Below are 19,196 nucleotides of genomic sequence, written 5' to 3'. Positions count from 1 at the left end.
GTGTTTAGTAATACTTTAAGCTATCAATAACTAGCTCGTTACTTACTTTACAATCTAATTTAAAATCTTCAAAATCGTTTAATAATACAAAGTTTACTTGTCCGCCTAGATTTTTCTTATCGTGTATTAGTAAGTCTATAATCGGTTTAAAATCTTCTTCTAAGATAGGTACTTTACCATAAATATTGATAATGGTATCTTTTACTTCTTCAACTTTTTCTTTTGAGAGGTTTAATAATTTAGAAGAAATATACGATTCGCAAACCATGCCTATAGCAATGGCTTCTCCATGTGTTAAAGCTTCTTTGTGAGGAGTTTTTAAAAAATAAGACTCTATAGCATGACCAATAGTATGCCCAAAATTTAAAATTTTACGCAAACCACTTTCTTTAGGGTCTTTTAAAACTACTTCATTTTTAATGATAATAGACTTATGTATTAAATTATTAATTTTTATGTTTTTATAATCTTTTATTTGATTAAATAACTCGATATCATAAGTAAGCCCATATTTTATAATTTCAGCAATTCCAGAACGTATTTCTCTTGGCGAGAGTGTTTGTAAATAAACATCGTCTATTATTACCATTTGAGGATTAGCAAATAATCCGATTTGGTTTTTTAATACCCCTAAATCAACGCCTGTTTTTCCGCCAACCGACGCATCTACCATAGAAAGTAGGGTGGTGGGTATATTAATAAAATCAATACCTCGTTTAAAACATGAGGCTACAAAACCGCCTAAATCAGTAACAACACCGCCACCTAAGGTAATTAATAAACTGTGTCGATCAGCATTTAGTTCGGTAAGTGCGTTCCAAACGTCTACACAAGTATCTATGTTTTTATACGTTTCTCCAGCTTTAATTTCAATAACTTCTATCGATTTTTCTATAGCTAAATGTTCTATAAATCTAGGATAACAAAGCAATTTAGTATTTGTGTCGACCAATATAAAAATTGAAGAATAGTTTTTACTAGCAATAAAAGAGGCTAGTTTTTCGTACGCTTTTTCTTCAAAATGGATAGGGTAGCTTACAGCTTTGATAGATTTCATACATAGTTTTATTGATGGTGCAAATTAAATAGAAAAAAATGAAATATTTACTACTTCTAAATTATATTTGCGATTAAGAACTAAACACAAATATTAAAATAAAAATGAACCTTTTTGATAATACGGAAGTCGCATTTTCTTTAAAATCTGACTCTCAATTGGAACGAGCCTATTTTTTATTTAAAATGATACAAAGCGAGCCAATGGTTCGTATAGGTACAGCTGTTACAAACTTTGCTTTAAAAGCACATTTGCCCGTTGAAGGCTTAATACGGTCAACTGTTTTTGATCATTTTTGCGGGGGTGTTACAGAAGAAGATTGTTTACCTGTTATTGAAAATATGTATACAAAAGGAAAAGTTTCTAGTGTGTTAGACTATTCGGTAGAGGGTAAAGAAGAAGAGGCTAGTTTTGATGATGCTTTGCAAAAAATTTTGAAAATTATTCGATTTTCAGAAGAAAAAATATCAATTCCGTATGCGGTTTTTAAGCCTACGGGTTTTGGTCGTTTTGCCTTATATCAAAAAATTTCAGAAGGTGAAAACTTAACGTTGTCTGAACAGGAAGAATGGGATAAAGTAGTGGCGCGTTACCATGCGGTTTGTAAATCAGCAGCAGAAAAAGATGTGCCTATATTAATTGATGCAGAAGAAAGTTGGATGCAAGCTGCAGCTGACAATTTGGTAGAAGAATTAATGGAAACGTATAATAAAGAAAAAGCCATTGTGTTTAATACCATACAAATGTATCGCCATGACCGAATGGCATATTTAAAAAAATTACATCAAAAAGCCATTGAAAAAGGCTTTCATATAGGTATGAAAGTTGTTCGAGGAGCCTATATGGAAAAAGAGCGTGAACGAGCAAAACAAAAAGGCTATCCATCGCCAATTTGTAAAGATAAACAAACTACAGACGATAATTATAATGAGGCCATTACCTATATGGTAGAACACGATAAAATGGCATTATTTGCGGGTACTCATAATGAGGAGAGTTCATATTTATTGATGGATTTGGCAGCAAAACATAAAATAACCAATGATGATATGCGTTTATGGTTTGGGCAGTTGTACGGTATGAGCGATAATATTAGTTTTAATTTGGCCGAAAAAGGCTATAATGTAGCCAAATATGTTCCGTTTGGACCAGTACGAGATGTCATGCCTTATTTAATTCGTAGAGCTGAAGAAAATACCTCTGTAGCAGGGCAAACCAGCAGAGAGCTAAATTTAATTACCATAGAAAAGAAACGAAGAAAGCTATAATGAGTACTACAGTACAAGAAATAAAACAGAGCATTCAAAAAAACAAAAAACGACTAGCAAAAGAACTTCGAGAAAGTAAAGAATTACTCGTTTTATTAAAAAAATCAGCTTCTCAAAAACTTACCGAAGAAGAAAAGCAAAAAGTAAAAAATCAATTGTTAGATATTTGTAAAAGCATACCTGCTTTTGCGGTGTTTATGCTTCCTGGAGGTGCTATTTTATTACCGTTATTAATTAAATTAATTCCTGATATTTTGCCTAGCGCTTTTAAAGAAGATGTTCCAGATATCGATATGGATTAGTTACGGTATTAGAGAAATAAAAAATTTTGAAATTCGTAATTAAAAATTCGTGATTTATTAAAGAATAAAACACTACTTTTGCAGCTTCAAAATAAGCAAGCATGCAGTCAATTAGAAATATCGCTATTATAGCACACGTTGATCATGGAAAAACTACATTAGTAGATAAAATTATAGATCAAGCAAAAATTTTAGACGATCGTAAAGAACGTACCGATTTGCTATTAGATAATAACGATTTGGAACGAGAAAGAGGTATTACTATTCTTTCTAAAAATGTATCGGTTAATTATAAAGGAGTAAAAATTAATGTAATAGACACTCCTGGTCACGCCGATTTTGGTGGAGAAGTAGAGCGTGTATTAAAAATGGCAGATGGTGTACTATTGTTAGTTGATGCCTTTGAGGGGCCTATGCCACAAACTCGTTTTGTACTAGGTAAAGCTATTGAGTTAGGGTTAACCCCTATTGTGGTAGTAAACAAGGTAGATAAAGAAAATTGCACCCCTGATTTAGTACACGAAAAAGTTTTTGATTTAATGTTTGCATTAGATGCTACTGAAGAACAATTAGATTTTACCACGATATATGGTTCGGCAAAAAACGGTTGGATGAGTACAGATTGGAAACAACCTACAACCGATATCATTCCTTTGTTAGATGCTGTAATTGAAACTATTCCAGAAGCTCCTTATCGAGAAGGAACTCCACAAATGCAAATTACCTCGTTAGATTTTTCTTCATTTACGGGACGTATTGCAATTGGTCGTGTATTTAGAGGCGATTTAGAAGAAGCAAAAGATTATACACTATGTAAAGCAGATGGTTCTAATAAAAAAGTTAGAATTAAAGAATTACATGTTTTTGAAGGAATGGGTAAGGCTAAAGTAGCAAAAGTTCGCAGTGGTGATATTTGTGCTATTACAGGTGTAGAAGGCTTTGAAATAGGAGATACGATTGCTGATTTAGAGAACCCAGAACCCTTACCAAGAATTGAGGTAGATAAGCCAACGATGAGTATGTTGTTTACCATTAATAACTCACCTTTTTTTGGTAAAGAAGGTAAATTTGTTACTTCACGTCATTTACGAGATAGACTATATAAAGAAACCGAAAAAAACTTAGCCTTACGAGTAGAAGATACCGATAGTGAAGATAAGTTTAATGTTTTTGGAAGAGGAATTTTACATTTATCTGTTTTAATAGAAACCATGCGCCGTGAAGGTTATGAATTGCAAGTTGGTCGTCCGCAGGTAATTATTAAAGAAATTGATGGTAAAAAATGTGAGCCTTATGAAACTTTGGTTATTGATGTTCCAGAAGAGTTAGCTTCTAAAGCAATTAATTTGGTAACCATTCGTAAAGGCGATTTATTGGTAATGGAGCCTAAAGGCGATTTACAACATTTAGAGTTTGATATTCCTTCGCGCGGGTTAATAGGCTTACGTAACAAATTACTAACGGCAACACAAGGAGAAGCCATTATAAATCACCGTTTACGTGGTTACGATGTTTATAAAGGTGAATTAAATGATGTGGTAAACGGCGCTATAGTTTCGTCAGAAACAGGTAAGGCTACAGCATATGCGATTGATCGACTACAAGATAGAGGTAAGTTTTTTATAGACCCAAATCAAGAAATATATAAAGGGCAGGTAGTAGGTGAAAATGCGAAGCAAGAAGATATGGCAGTTAACTTGATAAAAGGAAAAAAACTAACCAACGTTCGTGCTTCAGGTTCTGATGAAGGTGTAAAAATAGCACCTAAAATCGATTTTTCGCTAGAAGAATGTATGGAGTATATTAAAGACGATGAGTTTTTAGAGGTAACGCCTTTAAGTTTACGTATGCGTAAAATTAATTTTGTAAAATAAACGATTAGTTTTGGGGGGTGTTAATTAGGTATTTGCTAAAGCTATGCCCATTTATTTTGGTATATTTTGAGTCGATATCATAACCAACTTTCATATTTGAAATATTAAAGTTGCCCCAAACCTTAGTATACTTGATATCTAAATCTTCTTTAAAATTAGTGTTTTTAAAAGAAACCCCATTTTTAAATTGGGTGTATTTAAATGTTGCAGAATCGTTAAAAATCGAATTTTCAAAACTTATAAAGGTGTTAAACACCGCGTATTTAAAGGTGGTTAGGTTTTCAAAATAAGTATTTTCGAAATGCGTATTGTTTTTAAATTTAGAATATTTAAAACTTGAATCATCTTTAAATTTACTTTCTGAAAAATCACATTCTTTTTTAAATTCAGAATATTTAAAAAGAGCCTTTTTTTCAAAAACACAGTTTTTAAATATCACATTGTCTTCAAAGCTTGCTGTAAAGGTATATCCTGTTTCTTTATCGGGTATATACGCTAAAACATCACCTGTAAATGTGCAATTAATAAATGTTATTGAAGATTTAATTAACTTATTTACTTCGTTACTATTATTAATCCATTTTTTTTTTGAAGGCAAGTGCTGTATAGCTTCTTTTATAAAAGTAAAATCTAAAACACCTTGTACGGTGGTGTTTTTATAGCTAATAGCTTTTTCTTCTTTTATATTGTTTAGTATTTGATTTGCTTGTACTGTTTTTTGCGAAAAACCAACTAAGGTAAAATAAAAAAATACGATTGATAAAATAATATGGTATTTCATTTTTAACGACTTTTAATTACTATAGAGACATTTTAAAACTAAAAATGTTACAGTTTAAAGTTTACCAAATTGAAGAAAAGTTTATCCTTTTATGTATTATATTTAAAATGATAAAATTATTTGTATGTAGGTGATACAAATAAAAAGGGTGCTTGTTTTTACTTTAAGCCTTGCTAAATATGATATAGCTTACCTATATAGAATTGTTTTGCACACTTAAATTAAGAGTCTATAGAGCCTAATACACGCTGCATAAAAGTGTTTAAAGCTTCTTTTTTAGGTGTACCATTTTTAATCATAGTATTTACTTCTATTGCCCCGTACATATTAGAAATTAGTTCGCCGATAACATCTAGTTCTTCGTCTTTTAACGACGGTAATTCGGTTAATGACTCTAGTGTTTCTATGGTTTCTAATATGTAATCTTGATCGTTTTCTTCGATAAAGTTAGTTAGATGTTTTATAATCGGTAATTTCATAATTAAGCAACTTCGTTTACTAAATCTTTTAATACTTCAAACTTATTGGTTTGTGTTTGATTAACAAATTTACCATCTACAAAAGTAGCAAAGGTTGGTAGATTGTTTACGGTGGCTAATTTTCTGCTTTCTGGAAATTTTTCTGCATCAACAATTACAAAAACCATATCTTCATTTTCAGAAGCCAATTTTTTAAATTTAGGTTTCATAATTCTACAGTTTCCACACCATGATGCAGCATATTGTACCACTACTTTTTTATTGTTTGCTATAATGGTTGATAAATTATCTTGATCGAGTTCTTGTACCATAATTATTTATTGATTTAAAACTTTCGAGTTACTAGCTGTTAATTGAGTTAGTAACTCGAAAATTATTTTTTTAGTGAGAGGCTAAATATTCGGCAGTTGATTTAGCGTTAGCTTTCATTGCATCTTTACCTTCTTCCCAGTTTGCAGGGCATACTTCGCCTTTTTCTTGTACGTGTGTGTAAGCATCTATTAAACGTAAAAATTCGTTTACATTTCTACCTAAAGGCATATGGTTAATTCCTTCATGAAAAACAGTACCTTCTTCGTCAATTAAATAAGTAGCTCTGTAAGTTACGTTGTCACCTTCTACTTGTATTGTTCCAGTAGCTTCATCGTATTCTTCATTTGTAATATCTAAAATACCTAAAATAGATGATAAATTACGGTTGCTATCGGCTAATAAAGGATAAGTAACACCTTCAATACCACCATTATCTTTTGGAGTGTTTAACCATGCAAAATGTACTTCTGGTGTATCGCAAGAAGCACCTATTACTAAAGTGTTTCTTTTTTCAAATTCTTTTAATGCTGCTTGAAAAGCATGTAATTCTGTTGGGCATACGAATGTAAAATCTTTTGGATACCAAAATAATAATACTTTCTTTTTATTTTTTGTAGCTTCTTCTAATACATTTACTTTAAATGTATCACCCATTTCGTTCATTGCATCTACTTGTAAATTTGGAAATTTTTTACCAACTGCTGTAGCCATGTTTTATTAGTTTTTATTAATTAATTATTTATTTTACTGATACAAATATAGCACTGAAAAAAATGATAAAAGTATAAACGTGATGTTAATTTTTTATATTAAAATAAATTTTATTTATAATTTATTTTTTTCAATCAATTTAAATAATGATTTAATATTGCAATCAAAAGCTAAGCTGTTAATAGTGATGAAAATTAACAACTAATCAAACAAAAGAGAATCGTTAAATTAATAAAAAACGAATTGTTTATATTTTATATACTTTGTAAAATTATTTTACAGCAAATAATTTCACATCTTTTTCAGACACTTCTTTTTCTCCAAGAATAATTAAGCGTTCAACTACATTACGTAATTCGCGAATATTTCCAGTCCAATTATAATCTTGTAATAATTTTATGGCTTTGGCAGAAAATGGTTTTATGGGAGTACCTTGTTCTTCTGCAATTTTTTTTGCAAAAAAATCAACCAGTAGCGGAATGTCTTCTCGTCTTTCGTTTAGCGAGGGTACTTCTATTAAAATGACCGCTAAACGATGGTATAAGTCTTCTCTAAAGCGATTAGCTTCGATTTCTTTTTTTAAATCTTTGTTGGTAGCGGCAATTACACGAACATTAACTTTAATGTCTTTGTCGCTACCCACTCTTGAAATTTTATTTTCTTGTAGTGCGCGTAATACTTTGGCTTGAGCCGATAGGCTCATGTCGCCAATTTCATCTAAAAATATGGTTCCGCCATTTGCAGCTTCAAATTTACCGGCTCTATCTTTATTAGCACCAGTAAAACTACCTTTAATGTGTCCAAATAATTCGCTCTCTATTAATTCTGACGGAATAGCAGCGCAGTTTACTTCAATTAATGGTGCCTTAGAGCGATTTGATTTTTGATGTAACCAATGTGCTACTAATTCTTTTCCTGTACCATTACCTCCTGTAATTAATACGCGAGCATCTGTTGTTGCTACTTTTTCAATGATTTCTTGTATATGAGTGATTGATTTGCTTTGACCAATCATTTCATAATTTTTACTAACCTTCTTTTTTAATCGTTTGTTTTCGACAATTAATTCTTTTTTGTCTAACGCATTTCGAACGGTATTTAGCAAGCGGTTTAAATCGGGTGGTTTTGAAATGTAATCAAAAGCACCAAGGCGCATTGTGTTTACAGCCGTATCTAAATCACCATGACCTGAAATCATTACAATGGGTATTTCAGGTTTTATTTTTTTTGTTTTTTCTAATACCTCTACACCATCCATCTTAGGCATTTTTATGTCGCAAAGTACCAAGTCGTAATCTTTTTCTTTAATCATTTCAATACCAATCAAACCATCTTCTGCTTCTTCTACTTGGTAGTTATCGTTTTCTTCTGAAATAATTTTTTTTAGTACTCTACGAATAGCTGCTTCGTCTTCTATTATTAATATTTTATTCATAACTATCAGGTTATTTTATCCGCTATAACGAATCCATTTCCATAAATCTTTGTAAGTTGGTTTTTTACCATACATTAAAATACCCACACGATAAATTTTTGCTGCAATCCAAACTACAGCTAAGAAAGTAAGAAATAATAAAGACATAGAAATTGCTATTTCCCACCATGATACACCAAACGGAACTCGCATTAACATAACAATGGGAGAGGTGAAAGGAATGTATGAAAAAATAACAGAAATAGGTCCGTGAGGATCATTAATTACTGTAAATGCTCCTACATACATAGCCAACATTAAAGGCATAATTATGGGCATCATAAATTGTTGTGTGTCTGTTTCATTATCTACCGCCGCACCTACTGCTGCATATAAAGAGCTATACAACATAAAGCCACCTATGAAATAGAAGACAAATAAAAAGAATAAACTCACCAGCGGCAGTTTTAATATTTCTTGTATAATGGTGTGAATTTGATCGGGCTTAGCGGCTTGTTGCGCTACAGCAATGTGTTCTGCTGAAGGTATTTCAGAGGCATTTAAACCTAGTACAGAAACACCTACTCCGTATAAAATTAATAGTAAAACTCCCCAAATAAAAAACTGTAACAATCCAGCAGAAGCATTACCAATTATTTTGCCAAGCATTAATTGAAAAGGTTTTACAGATGAAACAATTACTTCTATAATTCTACTGGTTTTTTCTTCGATAACACTACGCATAACAGAGTTGCCATAAATAATAACAAACATCATTAGTAAGTAACCAGCAATAGTGCCTACACCTATTTTTAATCCGTTTATTAATTTAGAAGATTGTTCGCCTGAAAAATTAAACATTTTAATATTTGAACGAATACGAGAGGCGTTAATTTTTTCTATGTTAATGCCTAATAGGTTCATTTTAATATGCCGTAAGCGATTATTTACGTTGCTTTCTATGTTTTCTATGGTGTTTAATCCAGGACTTTCTTTCGAGTAAAATTCTATTGATTTGGCTAATACTTCTAAACTATCTTGTTTAGGAAAGTAGAGTACACCATAATAATTACCTGCTTCTACTTTTTTCTTGGTAGCTTCTAATCCTAATTTAGTAAAGTCTTGATATTTGATGGTTTTGGTATCTTTAAAATCTTTTTTTGTAAACAATCCAGAGCTATCTACATATACAATTTCTTTTATTTTTTCGTCATTTTTTTTCATTAAAAAAGCAACTAAAGCAAACATAGCTACCATTATTAATGGACTCAAAAACGTCATTATAATAAACGATTTATTTCTAACTTTAGCAATAAATTCTCGTCGTATAATTAATTTTAACTTATTCATTTTTAGCTGTTTTTATTTATTGCCTGAATAAAAATATCGTTGGCACTAGGTATTAATTCTACAAAATGTTGTACTTCTCCATTACTAGTTAAAAACGATAATAAATCGTTAGCAGTACTATCTGGTTTTAATTTTACATTTAATTTTAGTGCGTCATTTAATAATTTAAAATCGGCAGGAAACACCTCGAAGTTGTTTTTTAGTTTTTGCGTTACTTCATCGGCATTATTGGTTTTTAAACCGATTTGAAAGGTGTTGGTTTTGTATTGACGTTTTATGTCATCTAATTTTCCGTCTAAAATTTTGTTTGATTTATTTATTAGAGCAATTTCATCGCACATTTCTTCAACAGATTCCATTCTATGGGTTGAAAATATAATAGTAGCTCCCTCATCACGTAATTGTAAAATTTCTTTTCCTATTAACTGTGCATTAATGGGGTCAAAACCAGAAAAAGGCTCGTCAAAAATTAATAACTTAGGTTGGTGTAAAACCGTAACAATAAATTGTACTTTTTGAGCCATTCCTTTTGAAAGTTCTTCAATTTTTTTACCCCACCAAGCACCAATGTCAAATTTATCAAACCAGTATTTTAACCGTTTTTTAGCTTCATTTTTAGGCATTCCTTTTAATTGAGCTAAATACAAAGCTTGTTCACCTACTTTCATACTTTTATATAAACCACGCTCTTCGGGTAAATAACCGATATGTTCTATATGGTGAGGGGCTAATTTTTCACCATCTAATATAATTTCGCCACTATCGGGCATCGTTATTTGGTTTATAATTCTAATTAGTGAGGTTTTTCCTGCTCCGTTAGGTCCTAATAGACCAAAAACGCTTCCTTTAGCAATGTGTATCGATACATTGTTCAATGCAGTATAATTTCCGTATCGCTTAACTACATTGTTAATTTCTAATAAATTGTTCATTGATTGTTGTTGTCAATTTTATTTTTGGCTGTAGATGATACAAACTTACATATTTTATTATGATTACTATTGGATGTTGTTTATTTGTTGATAATTAAAATTTTGTTAATTTTTTAAAAAGGGACAATTTATGAATTTTTATTATGCATGCATAATAAAAATTCATATATTTGGTTTTTGTATGGATAAAAATAAATCAATAGACCATCAACTAAGAGCAACTTGGCAAGCTGTAGCTAAGTTATATAATGAGCAAGCTGCAAAGCATGATAGTACAATGGCAACGGCTTTTGTTTTGTTGAATATTGATTACGAAAACGGAACTCCATCAACGGCTCTAGGACCTTTAATGGGTATGGAGCCTACAAGTCTTTCTAGATTGTTAAAAACAATGGAAGATAAAGGAGTTATATGTCGTGAAAAAAATCCAGATGATGGTAGAAGTGTTATTGTTAAATTGACAGCCTACGGAAAAGAAATGCGTGAAGTTTCTAAAAAATCGGTATACCAATTTAATAATGCAATTAGAGCGCACTTAACAGAAAAAGAAATTAATACTTTTTTTAAAGTAACAGAAACAATAAATAAATTAATAGCAGATAAAATGATTTATAAAGAATCAAATAAATCTGTTTAATCAATATATCTAATGACACGAAGAATTAAAAAAGTAGCAATTATTGGGTCTGGTATTATGGGCTCAGCCATTGCTTGTCATTTTGCAAATATTGGCGTTGAAGTATTGCTGTTGGATATTGTTCCAAGAGAGCCAAACGAACAAGAAAAAGCAAAAGGACTAACCTTAGAAAATAAAGTGGTTCGTAATCGTTTGGTAAACGATTCGTTAACCATTTCATTAAAATCGAAACCGTCACCTATTTATAATCAAAAATTTGTAGATAGAATTACCACAGGAAATCTTGAAGATGATTTACACAAAATTAAAGAAGTTGATTGGGTTATGGAAGTGGTTGTAGAACGATTAGATATTAAAAAAAGTGTATTTGAAAAAATTGAAAAATATCGTACTCCAGGTACTATAATTTCATCTAACACCTCTGGTATTCCTATCAAGTTTATGAACGAAGGTCGTAGTGAAGATTTTCGCAAGCACTTTGCCGTAACGCATTTTTTTAATCCACCTCGTTATTTAAAGTTATTTGAGGTTGTTCCAGGACCTGATTGTAAGCAAGAGGTTACTGACTTTTTAATGTATTACGGTTCTAAATTCTTAGGAAAAACATCGGTATTAGCAAAAGATACTCCTGCTTTTATCGGTAATCGTATAGGTATTTTTGGTATTCAATCATTATTTCATCAAGTAAAAGAATTAGGATTAACTGTTGAAGAGGTAGATAAACTTACGGGACCTGTTATTGGACGTCCCAAATCGGCTACATTTCGTACGGTTGATGTAGTAGGGTTAGATACCTTAGTACATGTTGCTAACGGAATTTATGAAAATTGTCCGAAAGATGAAGCTCACGAATTATTTAAGCTACCAAGTTTCATCGATACTATGATGAAAAACAAATGGTTAGGGGAAAAAACCAAACAAGGCTTTTATAAAAAAACAACGAATGCCGAAGGGAAACGTGAAATTTTAGCGTTAGATTTAGATACGATGGAATATCGTTCGCTAAAAAAAGCAAACTTTGCTACATTAGAATTGACAAAAACAATTGATAAACCAATTGACCGATTTAAAGTACTGGTTAGTGGAAAAGACAAGGCTGGTGAGTTTTACCGTAAAAACTTCGCAGCTATGTTTGCTTATGTTCAAAATAGAATTCCAGAAATTTCTGATGAATTATACCGTATAGACGATGCAATGAAAGCAGGTTTTGGTTGGGAAAATGGCCCGTTTGAAATTTGGGATGCGGTAGGTGTTGAAAAGGGTATTGAATTGATGAAAGCAGAAGGAAAAGAACCTGCGGCTTGGGTAAAAGAAATGTTGGCTAGCGGTGAAACTTCGTTTTATACCGTTAAAGATGGCGCTACCTATTATTACGATTCGTCAACTAAAAAACAAGTTAAAAAACCAGGACAAGATGCATTTATTATTTTAAATAATATTCGTAAAACTGCTGAAGTATTTAAAAACTCAGGAGTAGTGATTGAAGATTTAGGCGATGGAATTTTAAACTGTGAGTTTCAATCTAAAATGAATACCATTGGCGGTGATGTTTTAGCAGGATTAAATAAGGCAATAGATTTAGCTGAAAAAGATTTTAAAGGCTTGGTAATTGGTAATCAAGCGGCTAATTTTTCGGTAGGAGCTAATATTGCGATGATTTTTATGATGGCTGTAGAGCAAGAATATGACGAGTTAAACATGGCAATTAAGTATTTTCAAGATACGATGATGCGTATGCGATACTCTGCAATTCCTACCATTTCGGCTCCTCATGGAATGACTTTAGGTGGAGGGTGTGAATTATCGTTACATGCCGATAAAGTAGTAGCTGCAGCAGAAACCTATATTGGATTAGTAGAATTTGGAGTTGGTGTAATTCCTGGCGGTGGCGGATCAAAAGAAATGGCTTTAAGAGCACAAGATTTGTTTCATAAAGGCGATGTTCAATTAAATATATTACAAGAACATTTTTTAACTATTGCTATGGCAAAAGTAGCAACATCTGCTTATGAAGCTTTTGATATGAATGTGCTTCAAAAAGGAAAAGATGTGGTTGTTGTAAATAAAGATAGCCAAATAGCAGAAGCTAAAAAACATGCTGTATTATTAGCAGATTCAGGGTATACACAACCTGTAAAACGAAAAGATGTTTTGGTTTTAGGAAAACAAGCTTTAGGAATGTTTATGGTAGGTACAGATGCTATGGAGGCTTCTAGGTATATTTCTGAACACGATCATAAAATAGCAAACAAATTAGCCTATGTAATGACTGGAGGAGATTTGTCAGAGCCAACAAAAGTTACCGAACAATATTTATTAGACCTTGAACGAGAAGCATTTTTAAGTTTAGCTACCGAACGCAAAACGTTAGAGCGTATTCAATACATGTTAAAAACAGGAAAACCACTTCGTAATTAATGCGAAAAGTATTGAAATATAAGACTCAATACTAAAACCTCAATACTAAAAATAAAATGAAAACAGCATATATAGTAAAAGGATATAGAACCGCCGTAGGAAAAGCTAAAAAAGGTGTGTTTAGATTTAAAAGAGCTGATGAATTGGCGGCTGAAACCATTAAATACATGGTTGAAAAATTACCAGCGTTTGATGTAAAACGTATCGATGACGTAATTGTTGGAAATGCAATGCCTGAAGGATCTCAAGGATTAAATATGGCTCGAATTATTTCGTTAATAGGATTAAATACAGTTGATGTTCCAGGGGTTACAGTAAATCGTTTTTGTTCGTCAGGGTTAGAAACTATTGCTATTGCTACAGCAAAAATTCAATCTGGAATGGCAAATTGTATTATTGCTGGCGGAACAGAAAGCATGAGTTCTGTACCTATGACAGGGTTTAAACCTGAATTAAACTACGATATTGTTAATTCGGGTCATGAAGATTATTATTGGGGTATGGGAAATACTGCAGAAGCCGTAGCTCAACAATTTAAAGTGTCTCGAGAAGATCAAGACCAATTTGCCTATGAGTCGCATATGAAAGCTCTAAAAGCATTAGATAGCGATCGTTTTCAAGATCAAATAGTGCCAATTAATGTAGAAGAGACCTATGTTGATGGAAACGGAAAACGAGCTACTAAAAGCTATACGGTTACTAAAGATGAAGGTCCTCGTAGAGGAACGAGCATAGAAGCATTAGCAAAATTACGTCCAGTATTTGCTGCCAACGGTTCGGTAACAGCCGGTAACTCTTCTCAAACAAGTGACGGAGCTGCTTTTGTAATGGTAATGAGCGAAGATATGGTAAAAGAATTGGGTATTCAACCAGAAGCTCGTTTGGTAAGTTATGTAGCAGCAGGGGTACCACCACGAATTATGGGTATTGGTCCTGTAGCAGCTGTTCCAAAAGCATTAAAACAAGCAGGGTTACAACAAAAAGATATTCAATTAATTGAATTAAATGAGGCATTTGCATCACAATCATTAGCTGTTATTCGCGAATTAGATTTAAATTCGGATATTGTAAATGTAAATGGGGGGGCTATTGCTCTAGGTCATCCGTTAGGCTGTACAGGAGGTAAACTATCGGTTCAGCTATTTGATGAAATGCGTAAACGAAAACTAAATAACAAATACGGCATGGTAACGATGTGTGTAGGTACAGGTCAAGGGGCAGCTGGTATTTTTGAATTTTTAAGTTAAAATTAAGCTATAAGTATAGAGCTGTTTCTTAGCTCTTTTTAAATAAACAAAAAATATAAAATAGTTAGTATCTTATACTCGCTACTAAATACTAAAAATCTATAAAAATTATGTCAGAACCAACTAAAAATATTTTACGCGGAGGGCAGTTTCTAGTAAAAGAAACCAAATGCGAAGACGTGTTTACGCCTGAAGATTTTTCTGAAGAACAAAACATGATGAAAGAAGCGGTGATTGAATTTAATGACCGTGAAATTATTCCAAATAAACCTCGTTTTGAAGCAAAAGATTATGCGCTAACCGAAGAAATTATGCGTAAAGCAGGTGAACTAGGTTTTTTAAGTGTAGCTGTTCCAGAGGCTTATGGTGGTTTAGATATGGGCTTCGTTTCTACGGTTTTAACCTGCGATTATATTTCGAGTGGAACAGGCTCTTTTAGTACTGCTTTCGGGGCGCATACAGGTATAGGTACCATGCCTATTACCTTATATGGTACTGAAGAACAAAAACAAAAATACGTTCCAAAGTTAGCCACGGGAGAATGGTTTGGGTCATATTGTTTAACAGAACCAGGAGCAGGGTCTGATGCTAATTCAGGTAAAACAACGGCAACCTTAACAAAAGATGGTAAATCGTACAAAATAAACGGACAAAAAATGTGGATTTCTAATGCTGGTTTTTGTAAGTTGATGATTGTTTTTGCGAGAATTGAAGATGATAAAAATATTACAGGTTTTATTGTAGAATACGATAAGGAAAATCCGAATGGAATTACCCTTGGAGAAGAAGAACACAAGTTAGGAATTAGATCATCATCGACAAGGCAAGTGTTTTTTAACGATACGGTAGTTCCTGTAGAAAATATGCTAGCAGGTAGAGGAGAAGGGTTTAAAATAGCGATGAATGCTTTAAATATTGGTAGAATTAAATTAGCAGCAGCCTGTTTAGATTCGCAACGCCGTATTACAACCTCTGCTGTACAATATGCCAATGAACGTAAACAGTTTAAAACACGTATTTCTGATTTTGGAGCTATTAAAGTTAAACTGGCAGAAATGGCAACGAATGCCTATGTAGGTGAATCGGCAACATATAGGGCGGCTAAAAATATTGAAGACCGTATTGCTATTCGTAAATCAGAAGGTAATTCGCATCAAGAAGCAGAGCTAAAAGGCGTTGAAGAATATGCTATTGAATGTTCTATTTTAAAAGTAGCTGTATCAGAAGATATACAAAACTGCTCTGACCAAGGTATTCAAATTTTTGGTGGTATGGGATTTTCTGAAGACACTCCTATGGAAGCCTCTTGGAGAGACGCTCGTATTACTCGTATATATGAAGGAACGAATGAAATTAATCGAATGCTTTGTGTGGGTATGTTAGTTAAAAAAGCAATGAAAGGGCATGTAGATTTATTAGCACCAGCAAAAGCAGTTGCTGATGAATTAGTTGGTATTCCGTCGTTTGATAGACCTGATTATTCTGAGTTGTTTGCCGAAGAAAAAGAAATGATAACCAAGTTAAAAAAAGTGTTTTTAATGGTGGCAGGTTCGGCAGTACAAAAGTTTGGTCCAGATTTACAAAAGCACCAACAGTTATTACTTGCAGCTTCTGATATTTTAATAGAAATATATATGGCAGAATCGGCAATTTTACGAACTGAAAAAAATGTAAAACGTACTAGCGAAAAAGAACAAAGCGCTCAAATAGCAATGACTAAATTGTATTTATATGAAGCGGTAGATATTATAGAGAAAAAAGGAAAAGAAAGTATTATTTCTTTTGCAGAGGGTGATGAGCAACGCATGATGTTAATGGGCTTAAAACGCTATACAAAATATGCGAATTATCCAGATATTGTTGATTTACGTAACGAAATAGCTGAAAAAGTAAAAGAAGAAAACAAATACTGTTTCTAAATAAATAATAAATAACTAGAAAGGCTGAATTATATTTTTTAATATAATTCAGCCTTTTTTTATTTAATAAATAAGATATATAAAAAGTGTTGTAAAATAAAAATAATACAAAAAACACCTTTTAAAAGAGGCTTTTTTTCTATATTTAAAGCTTATTTAAAGAATAGGTAATGAATATTGAAAAATATAAGGTGTCAAAAGCCATTGAACTAAACAATATACCCACTTTAGAAAAAATAGAAGATGCAGCAAAAAAACTAAAAAAAATCAGCAAACAATTATCTAATATACAAGATACTATGTATGCCGAAGGTAAATATAGTGTTTTAATTTGTTTGCAAGGCATGGATACTTCAGGTAAAGACAGTTTAATACGAGAAGTTTTTAAACAATTTAATGCACGAGGAGTAGAAGTACATAGTTTTAAAGTTCCAACAGAATTAGAGTTAAAGCACGATTTTTTATGGCGGCATTATATAGCACTTCCAGCGAAAGGTAAGGTAGGTGTTTTTAATCGCACTCACTACGAAAACGTTTTGGTAACAAGAGTGCACCCTAATTATATTTTTGCTGAAAATATTCCTGAAATAAAAAGTTTAGATGATATAAATGATGCTTTTTATCATGATAGAATGGAGCGAATCAATGCTTTTGAAAAGCATATCGTAACCAATGGTACTATTGTGTTAAAGTTTTTTTTACACCTATCAAAACAAGAACAAAAAAAACGATTGCTACGTCGATTAAATATCCCCGCAAAAAACTGGAAATTTTCTCCAGGCGATTTAAAAGAACGAAAGTTGTGGGATGATTATCAATTTTGTTATCAAGATATGCTAAATCGTACTTCAAAAAAAGAGGCTCCGTGGTATATTATTCCTGCAGACGATAAACCTTCAGCACGATATATTTTGGCAGGAATTTTGTTACAAGAAATTAAGAAGTATAATTTTAAAGAGCCCGTATTATCGCCAGAAATTCAAACTCAAGTAGAAGAATTTAAAGCACAATTAAACAACGAATAAAGATAAAATAGATAACGAATACATAGTTTTAAACTATTTGATATTTGTTATAAATAAAAAAAACTAACAACTTAGATGGAACTAAACTTGACAAAACCTATTGTGTTTTTCGATTTAGAAACAACAGGCATAAATATTGCAACAGACCGAATAGTAGAGATTTCTATTTTAAAAATATTTCCGAACGGAAATAAAGAAAGTAAAACATGGTTGGTAAATCCCGAAGTTGAAATACCTGAAGAAGCAACTGCTGTACATGGAATTACTAACGAAAAAGTAGTAAATGAACCTACTTTTGCAGAGTTGGCACCTAAAATAGATGCATTAATTAAAGATTGTGATTTGGCGGGGTTTAATTCTAACAGATTTGATATTCCTTTATTAGCCGAAGAACTAATGCGTGCAGAAATTGATTTTGATATGACTAATAGAAAGGCAATTGACGTACAAGTAATTTTTCATAAAAAAGAACAGCGAACCTTAAGTGCGGGTTATCAATTTTATTGCGGAAAAGATTTAGAAGATGCACATTCGGCAGAAGCAGATACCATGGCAACTTACGAAATTTTAAAAGCTCAATTAGATAAATATGACGATATAGAAAATAGCGTAGATGCATTAAGTGAATTTTCATCGCATACTCAAAGAGCTGATTTTGCAGGTTTTATTTTGTTTAACGATAACAAACAAGAAATTTTTTCTTTTGGAAAATATAAGGGTAGAACTGTAGAAGAAGTATTAAAAGAAAATCCTGGATATAATTCATGGATTCAACAGGCAGATTTTCCGTTATACACAAAAAAAGTACTACGAAATATTAAAAATAGAATAACTGAAAAAAAAGATGACGGCTTAACCGATCAAGAAAAATTACAAGCCTTACAACAAAAATTTAATTTGCGATAAAAAGGCTAGTGGCTGTGAAAGAGAATAAAAATTCTTTTTAAACTAAAAAAATAACAATGTTTACACCATACAATAATTTACCCAATAACTCTCGGGTTTGGATTTATCAATCTGATAGAAAATTTACAGATAAAGAAGTTGAATTTATAGAAAACGAAGCAGAAGAATTTATAACAAATTGGACAGGGCATGGCGATGATTTAAAAGGCTCTTTTACTATTAAATACAATCAATTTTTAATATTAGTAGTAGACGAAAATTTTAATAGTGTTTCAGGGTGCTCTATCGATGCTTCGGTGCGGTTTATACAAAATTTAGAAGAAGAGTTATCATTAGACCTAATGGATAAAATGAATATTTCTTTTCGTGACGACGAAAAAATTAACATTGCTAAATTAGCTGATTTTCAAGCTCTTGTAAAAGATGGGAAAATTACATTAGAAACCGTTGTGTTTAATAATATGATAAACACAAAACAAGATCTTGAAACCAAATGGGAAGTGCCTGTAAGTAAAAGTTGGCATACTCGTTTTTTTATGTAAACTAACCATTTAGAAATCGAAT

At 32.0% G+C, this 19,196-nt stretch carries 18 protein-coding genes; 10 read left to right on the top strand and 8 right to left on the bottom strand.

Annotation, left to right across the window (positions count from 1 at the left end; translation table 11 throughout):
- Positions 1-4 precede the first annotated feature (4 nt).
- Positions 5-1,057: a 3-dehydroquinate synthase gene (aroB, locus tag AB2B44_RS00575; protein WP_369047613.1), complete on the bottom strand. Its 1,053-nt coding sequence runs from the start codon at positions 1,055-1,057 to the stop codon at positions 5-7.
- 104 nt (positions 1,058-1,161) lie between these two features.
- Here aroB and AB2B44_RS00570 point away from each other — a divergent pair, with 104 nt between their 5' ends.
- The 3 genes from AB2B44_RS00570 (at position 1,162) to typA (ending at position 4,501) form a co-directional block, all read left to right on the top strand.
- On the top strand, positions 1,162-2,325 hold the full coding sequence (locus tag AB2B44_RS00570; protein WP_369047612.1) for a proline dehydrogenase family protein: 1,164 nt from the start codon (positions 1,162-1,164) through the stop codon (positions 2,323-2,325).
- Positions 2,325-2,627 (top strand): LETM1 domain-containing protein, encoded by a 303-nt coding sequence (locus tag AB2B44_RS00565; RefSeq protein WP_369047611.1) that lies wholly within the window; start codon positions 2,325-2,327, stop codon positions 2,625-2,627. The genes AB2B44_RS00570 and AB2B44_RS00565 overlap by 1 nt, the downstream gene beginning before the upstream one ends.
- 101 nt (positions 2,628-2,728) lie before the next feature.
- Positions 2,729-4,501, top strand: coding sequence for a translational GTPase TypA (typA, locus tag AB2B44_RS00560; RefSeq protein WP_369047610.1), 1,773 nt, complete (start codon positions 2,729-2,731; stop codon positions 4,499-4,501).
- Between the two features lie 4 nt (positions 4,502-4,505).
- Here typA and AB2B44_RS00555 read toward each other — a convergent pair whose 3' ends face one another.
- From AB2B44_RS00555 to AB2B44_RS00525, 7 genes are all read right to left on the bottom strand, one after another.
- Positions 4,506-5,282 (bottom strand): pentapeptide repeat-containing protein, encoded by a 777-nt coding sequence (locus AB2B44_RS00555; RefSeq protein WP_369047609.1) that lies wholly within the window; start codon positions 5,280-5,282, stop codon positions 4,506-4,508.
- Positions 5,283-5,503: 221 nt separating this feature from the next.
- The gene (locus AB2B44_RS00550; protein WP_369047608.1) at positions 5,504-5,761 is read right to left on the bottom strand and encodes a hypothetical protein; all 258 of its coding nucleotides are present in this window, start codon (positions 5,759-5,761) and stop codon (positions 5,504-5,506) included.
- 2 nt (positions 5,762-5,763) lie between these two features.
- Positions 5,764-6,072, bottom strand: coding sequence for a thioredoxin family protein (locus tag AB2B44_RS00545; RefSeq protein WP_369047607.1), 309 nt, complete (start codon positions 6,070-6,072; stop codon positions 5,764-5,766).
- 70 nt (positions 6,073-6,142) lie between these two features.
- Positions 6,143-6,784, bottom strand: coding sequence for a peroxiredoxin (locus AB2B44_RS00540; RefSeq protein WP_369047606.1), 642 nt, complete (start codon positions 6,782-6,784; stop codon positions 6,143-6,145).
- A gap of 271 nt (positions 6,785-7,055) precedes the next feature.
- Entirely contained in the window at positions 7,056-8,219 is a 1,164-nt protein-coding gene (locus AB2B44_RS00535; protein ID WP_369047605.1) for a sigma-54-dependent transcriptional regulator, read from the bottom strand.
- A gap of 15 nt (positions 8,220-8,234) precedes the next feature.
- A complete protein-coding gene (locus AB2B44_RS00530; RefSeq protein ID WP_369047604.1) occupies positions 8,235-9,548 on the bottom strand; it encodes an ABC transporter permease in 1,314 nt (437 codons plus the stop codon).
- Between the two features lie 2 nt (positions 9,549-9,550).
- Positions 9,551-10,480: an ABC transporter ATP-binding protein gene (locus tag AB2B44_RS00525; protein ID WP_369047603.1), complete on the bottom strand. Its 930-nt coding sequence runs from the start codon at positions 10,478-10,480 to the stop codon at positions 9,551-9,553.
- A 181-nt stretch (positions 10,481-10,661) separates the two neighbouring features.
- Here AB2B44_RS00525 and AB2B44_RS00520 point away from each other — a divergent pair, with 181 nt between their 5' ends.
- The 7 genes from AB2B44_RS00520 (at position 10,662) to AB2B44_RS00490 (ending at position 19,174) form a co-directional block, all read left to right on the top strand.
- On the top strand, positions 10,662-11,117 hold the full coding sequence (locus AB2B44_RS00520) for a MarR family winged helix-turn-helix transcriptional regulator (RefSeq protein WP_369047602.1): 456 nt from the start codon (positions 10,662-10,664) through the stop codon (positions 11,115-11,117).
- 12 nt (positions 11,118-11,129) lie between these two features.
- Positions 11,130-13,535, top strand: a complete 2,406-nt coding sequence (locus tag AB2B44_RS00515) for a 3-hydroxyacyl-CoA dehydrogenase NAD-binding domain-containing protein (protein WP_369047601.1) — start codon at positions 11,130-11,132, stop codon at positions 13,533-13,535.
- Positions 13,536-13,591: 56 nt separating this feature from the next.
- Positions 13,592-14,782, top strand: a complete 1,191-nt coding sequence (locus tag AB2B44_RS00510; RefSeq protein ID WP_369047600.1) for an acetyl-CoA C-acyltransferase — start codon at positions 13,592-13,594, stop codon at positions 14,780-14,782.
- A 110-nt stretch (positions 14,783-14,892) separates the two neighbouring features.
- On the top strand, positions 14,893-16,701 hold the full coding sequence (locus tag AB2B44_RS00505; protein ID WP_369047599.1) for an acyl-CoA dehydrogenase family protein: 1,809 nt from the start codon (positions 14,893-14,895) through the stop codon (positions 16,699-16,701).
- A 170-nt stretch (positions 16,702-16,871) separates the two neighbouring features.
- Positions 16,872-17,726, top strand: a complete 855-nt coding sequence (locus AB2B44_RS00500) for a PPK2 family polyphosphate kinase (protein ID WP_369047598.1) — start codon at positions 16,872-16,874, stop codon at positions 17,724-17,726.
- A gap of 75 nt (positions 17,727-17,801) precedes the next feature.
- Positions 17,802-18,632, top strand: a complete 831-nt coding sequence (locus AB2B44_RS00495; protein WP_369047597.1) for an exonuclease domain-containing protein — start codon at positions 17,802-17,804, stop codon at positions 18,630-18,632.
- A 56-nt stretch (positions 18,633-18,688) separates the two neighbouring features.
- Positions 18,689-19,174: an ABC transporter ATPase gene (locus tag AB2B44_RS00490; RefSeq protein WP_369047596.1), complete on the top strand. Its 486-nt coding sequence runs from the start codon at positions 18,689-18,691 to the stop codon at positions 19,172-19,174.
- Positions 19,175-19,196 lie beyond the last annotated feature (22 nt).

It is taken from the genome of Tenacibaculum sp. UWU-22, assembly GCF_041021355.1.
In the GTDB taxonomy this organism is placed as follows: domain Bacteria; phylum Bacteroidota; class Bacteroidia; order Flavobacteriales; family Flavobacteriaceae; genus Polaribacter.
Note: the sequence above shows the minus strand (reverse complement) of the source record. Positions and strands in the feature narration are given on the sequence as shown.

Excerpts from the sequence above, each read along its gene's own strand:
- aroB (WP_369047613.1), bottom strand. The coding sequence starts at position 1,057 with ATGAAATCTATCAAAGCTGTAAGCTACCCTATCCATTTTGAAGAAAAA.
- AB2B44_RS00570 (WP_369047612.1), top strand. The coding sequence starts at position 1,162 with ATGAACCTTTTTGATAATACGGAAGTCGCATTTTCTTTAAAATCTGAC.
- AB2B44_RS00565 (WP_369047611.1), top strand. The coding sequence starts at position 2,325 with ATGAGTACTACAGTACAAGAAATAAAACAGAGCATTCAAAAAAACAAA.
- typA (WP_369047610.1), top strand. The coding sequence starts at position 2,729 with ATGCAGTCAATTAGAAATATCGCTATTATAGCACACGTTGATCATGGA.
- AB2B44_RS00555 (WP_369047609.1), bottom strand. The coding sequence starts at position 5,282 with ATGAAATACCATATTATTTTATCAATCGTATTTTTTTATTTTACCTTA.
- AB2B44_RS00550 (WP_369047608.1), bottom strand. The coding sequence starts at position 5,761 with ATGAAATTACCGATTATAAAACATCTAACTAACTTTATCGAAGAAAAC.
- AB2B44_RS00545 (WP_369047607.1), bottom strand. The coding sequence starts at position 6,072 with ATGGTACAAGAACTCGATCAAGATAATTTATCAACCATTATAGCAAAC.
- AB2B44_RS00540 (WP_369047606.1), bottom strand. The coding sequence starts at position 6,784 with ATGGCTACAGCAGTTGGTAAAAAATTTCCAAATTTACAAGTAGATGCA.
- AB2B44_RS00535 (WP_369047605.1), bottom strand. The coding sequence starts at position 8,219 with ATGAATAAAATATTAATAATAGAAGACGAAGCAGCTATTCGTAGAGTA.
- AB2B44_RS00530 (WP_369047604.1), bottom strand. The coding sequence starts at position 9,548 with ATGAATAAGTTAAAATTAATTATACGACGAGAATTTATTGCTAAAGTT.
- AB2B44_RS00525 (WP_369047603.1), bottom strand. The coding sequence starts at position 10,480 with ATGAACAATTTATTAGAAATTAACAATGTAGTTAAGCGATACGGAAAT.
- AB2B44_RS00520 (WP_369047602.1), top strand. The coding sequence starts at position 10,662 with ATGGATAAAAATAAATCAATAGACCATCAACTAAGAGCAACTTGGCAA.
- AB2B44_RS00515 (WP_369047601.1), top strand. The coding sequence starts at position 11,130 with ATGACACGAAGAATTAAAAAAGTAGCAATTATTGGGTCTGGTATTATG.
- AB2B44_RS00510 (WP_369047600.1), top strand. The coding sequence starts at position 13,592 with ATGAAAACAGCATATATAGTAAAAGGATATAGAACCGCCGTAGGAAAA.
- AB2B44_RS00505 (WP_369047599.1), top strand. The coding sequence starts at position 14,893 with ATGTCAGAACCAACTAAAAATATTTTACGCGGAGGGCAGTTTCTAGTA.
- AB2B44_RS00500 (WP_369047598.1), top strand. The coding sequence starts at position 16,872 with ATGAATATTGAAAAATATAAGGTGTCAAAAGCCATTGAACTAAACAAT.
- AB2B44_RS00495 (WP_369047597.1), top strand. The coding sequence starts at position 17,802 with ATGGAACTAAACTTGACAAAACCTATTGTGTTTTTCGATTTAGAAACA.
- AB2B44_RS00490 (WP_369047596.1), top strand. The coding sequence starts at position 18,689 with ATGTTTACACCATACAATAATTTACCCAATAACTCTCGGGTTTGGATT.